This is a genomic window from Dokdonella sp. (assembly GCF_036518555.1).
GTDB lineage: Bacteria > Pseudomonadota > Gammaproteobacteria > Xanthomonadales > Rhodanobacteraceae > Dokdonella_A.
The window spans coordinates 1-3057 of sequence record NZ_DATDMY010000076.1; the positions used below are offsets into that span (position 1 = coordinate 1).

At 69.3% G+C, this 3057-nt stretch carries 3 protein-coding genes; 2 read left to right on the plus strand and 1 reads right to left on the minus strand.

Features of this window, described 5'->3' with window-relative positions; genetic code table 11:
* Window positions 1-60 precede the first annotated feature (60 nt).
* The gene (locus VI238_RS04905; RefSeq protein ID WP_331649065.1) at window positions 61-1221 is read right to left on the minus strand and encodes a LysM domain-containing protein; all 1161 of its coding nucleotides are present in this window, start codon (window positions 1219-1221) and stop codon (window positions 61-63) included.
* Between the two features lie 214 nt (window positions 1222-1435).
* Here VI238_RS04905 and def point away from each other — a divergent pair, with 214 nt between their 5' ends.
* Both def and fmt read left to right on the plus strand, forming a co-directional pair.
* Window positions 1436-1939 (plus strand): peptide deformylase, encoded by a 504-nt coding sequence (gene def, locus VI238_RS04910; RefSeq protein ID WP_331649067.1) that lies wholly within the window; start codon window positions 1436-1438, stop codon window positions 1937-1939.
* A gap of 170 nt (window positions 1940-2109) precedes the next feature.
* Window positions 2110-3045 carry a methionyl-tRNA formyltransferase gene (fmt, locus tag VI238_RS04915; RefSeq protein WP_331649070.1) on the plus strand — a complete coding sequence of 312 codons (936 nt, stop codon included), beginning with the start codon at window positions 2110-2112 and terminating at the stop codon, window positions 3043-3045.
* Window positions 3046-3057 lie beyond the last annotated feature (12 nt).

A 3057-nucleotide genomic window follows, 5' to 3' on the forward strand; every position in this document is an offset into this window, starting at 1 on the left:
ATGTTGCCATCGCGCCGCGTGCGAAATCGTCGGTCGGGCGTGCCGGGGCACGCCGACGGGTCAGGGCGTGCGGTCCGGATCGAACATGAAGTCGCCGATGTGCACCGGCTTGACCGAGTCCATCACGAGGCCGTAGCTCACGCGCTGGAACGTGCGGAAGATCATCACGTGGCCGATGAACTCCGGCGGCAACGTCGCGCGCGCATCGCGCGGGTGGAAGAAGCGCTTCGCGCTGCCCTCGGGGTAGTCGGTATCGTCGACGACTTCTTCGCCGTCGTGGTAGATGCTGAACGTCTGGCCGTTCTCGATGCCGTCCTCGCTGCCGCGCGTGAGCGCGACGACCTGGCGCGGCCCGACCGCGTTGAGCGCATCGCTGAACGCGGCGATGCGCATGTTCTCCGGCACCTTGCCCGGCGCGTGCGGCACGTACTGGTCGTCGTACGGGCGCGGATCGATCGGCAGCACGTAGTCGCCGGCCTTCACCTCGAAGTCGGAGCTGACCACGAGCGCGGACGAGACGTCGGCGCTGCGCGTGACTTCGACGACGCCGAACTCGCGCACTTCATAACCGAGGAAGCGCACGTTGCCGGCGAGCGTGAACTCGTTCGGTCCGTGCCTCCAGAGGAGGTCGGGGCGACGATCGTGGAAATCGTCCTTCGCCTGGCGGTAGACCTCGCGCGGACGGCCGTCGTCCTCGGGGGGCATGTCGTAGTAGCGCCCGCTCGGACGCACGAGCGCGAGGCGCGTACCCGGCTGCGCGGCGAGGCCGCGGATGTAGACGAGCTGCCCCGGCGTGCCGCGCAGCTGGTTTTCCTCGATGCCGACCACGTGCGGCGCATCGCGCAGGCTGTCCTCGGAGACGATGCGCATGTTGTGCAGCCACTGCTTCAGCGCCGACAGCGGGATCGGCGGGATCGCATCCTCGTACGACGACGCGCGCACGTGCGGTCCGAAGCCGCCCTCGACGCCGAGACGGTGGTCGTTGATGACCAATACGTCGCCCGGATAAATGAGGTGCGGATTCCTGATCTGGCCGTTGTCCTGCCAGATCTCCGGCCAATGCCACGGCTTCCTGAGGAAGCGCGCGGAGATGTCCCAGAGGGTGTCGCCCTTCTGGACGACGTAACGGTCCGGGTGGTTGTCCGCCCACTCCGTCGTCGCGGCGTAAACCGTCAGCGTCAGCAGCAGGCCCGCCGAAACCGAAAGGAGTTTTTTAAGCATGACTGCCAATCCCCCGATCCCCAAAGGTTTTCCCGAGTGTAATGGAAAAGTTAGGCGCAGGAAAACGAACTGCGTCGCAGCCCGGAACGCGGCCGGGCCGGCTTCGGGAGGGGCGCGGCTGGGCCAGGCAGGGCTGCCGCAGCCGGGGCCGGCCGGCTAGAATGCACGGCCCGGCCCTTGCACCCGCCTGTGCCGGCCGCATACTGGCACCGCCATGGCCTTGCTCCCGATCCTCGAATTCCCCGACCCGCGCCTGCGCACCAAGGCGCTGCCGGTCACCGTGTTCGATGCCGCGCTCGCCCGCCTCGTCGCCGACATGTTCGAAACGATGTATGCGGCGCCCGGCGTCGGCCTCGCCGCGACCCAGGTCAACGTGCACCAGCAGCTGCTCGTCGCCGACATGTCCGAAAACTCGGACCAGCCGCTCGTTTTGATCAACCCGCGCATCCTCGCGAAGGACGGCGTGCAGGTGTTCCAGGAAGGATGCCTGTCGTTCCCCGGCATCTTCGCCGACGTCGAGCGCGCGCTGCACGTGAAGGTCGCCGCCCAGGACGTCGACGGCCACGCGTTCGAACGCGACTTCGAGGGCCCGCTCGCGGTCTGCATCCAGCACGAGATGGACCACCTCGTCGGCAAGGTGTTCGTCGACCACCTGTCGCCACTGAAGCGCTCGCTGCTGCTCAAGCGGCTCGAGAAGAAGCGCCGCCAGAGCGCCTGACCGCTCGGTCGCGAGCGGACTCGCGCAAAAGCCTGAAACACGGAGCACACGGAGCGCACGAAGAAGAGCTCTTTTCGAGAAGAAGCTTCTTCCTGGGTGCTGCCCTCTTGCTCCTCCGTGTGCTCCGTTTTTCAATCGTCGTTCTTTTGCTTCCAGGGTCCGCCTCGCCCATGTCAAAACCGCTGCGCCTCGTCTTCGCCGGCACGCCGGAGTTCGCCGTGCCCTCGCTCGCGGCCTGCCTCGCGAGCGGCGTCGAGGTCGTCGCGGTCTACACGCAGCCGGATCGGCCGGCGGGACGCGGACGCAGGCTCGCCGCCAGTCCGGTCAAGCAGGCCGCGCTCGCCGCGAACGTGCCGGTCGAGCAGCCGGAGACGCTGCGCGATGCCGCCGCGCGCGAGCGCCTTGCCGCGTACGCGCCCGACCTCGTCGTCGTCGTCGCGTACGGGCTGATCCTGCCGAAGACCGTGCTCGCGCTGCCGCGCCTGGGCTGCTGGAACGTGCACGCATCGCTGCTGCCGCGCTGGCGCGGTGCGGCGCCGATCCAGCGCGCGATCCTCGCCGGCGACAGCGAGACCGGCGTCGATCTCATGCGCATGGAGGCGGGACTCGACACCGGGCCCGTGCTGCTCGAAGCGCGCACGCCGATCGCGCCCGACGACACCGGAGGGAGCCTGCACGATCGCCTCGCCGTGCTCGGCGCCGCGACGCTCGCCGAAGGACTCGCCCGGCTGCTGCGGGGCGATCCGCCGGCGCCGACGGCGCAGCGCGAAGACGGCGTCGTCTACGCGCACAAGCTCGACAAGGCGGAAGCACGGCTCGACTGGGACGAGCCGGCCGACGTGCTCGCGCGAAAGGTGCGCGCGTTCGATCCGTGGCCGGTCGCCGAAGCCGTCATCGACGGTGAACGCATGCGCATCTGGTCCGCGCAGGCGATCGAAGGCGACGTCGACGGCCCGACCGGTCGCATCGTCGCCGCCGGGCGCGACTCGATCGACGTCGCGACCGGCGCAGGCGCGCTGCGCATCACCGAACTGCAGCGCGAGGGTGGTCGCCGCATCCGCGTGCGCGACTGGCTGAACGCGCGGCGCGACGGCGTCGCCGCATGACGCCGCCGCGCG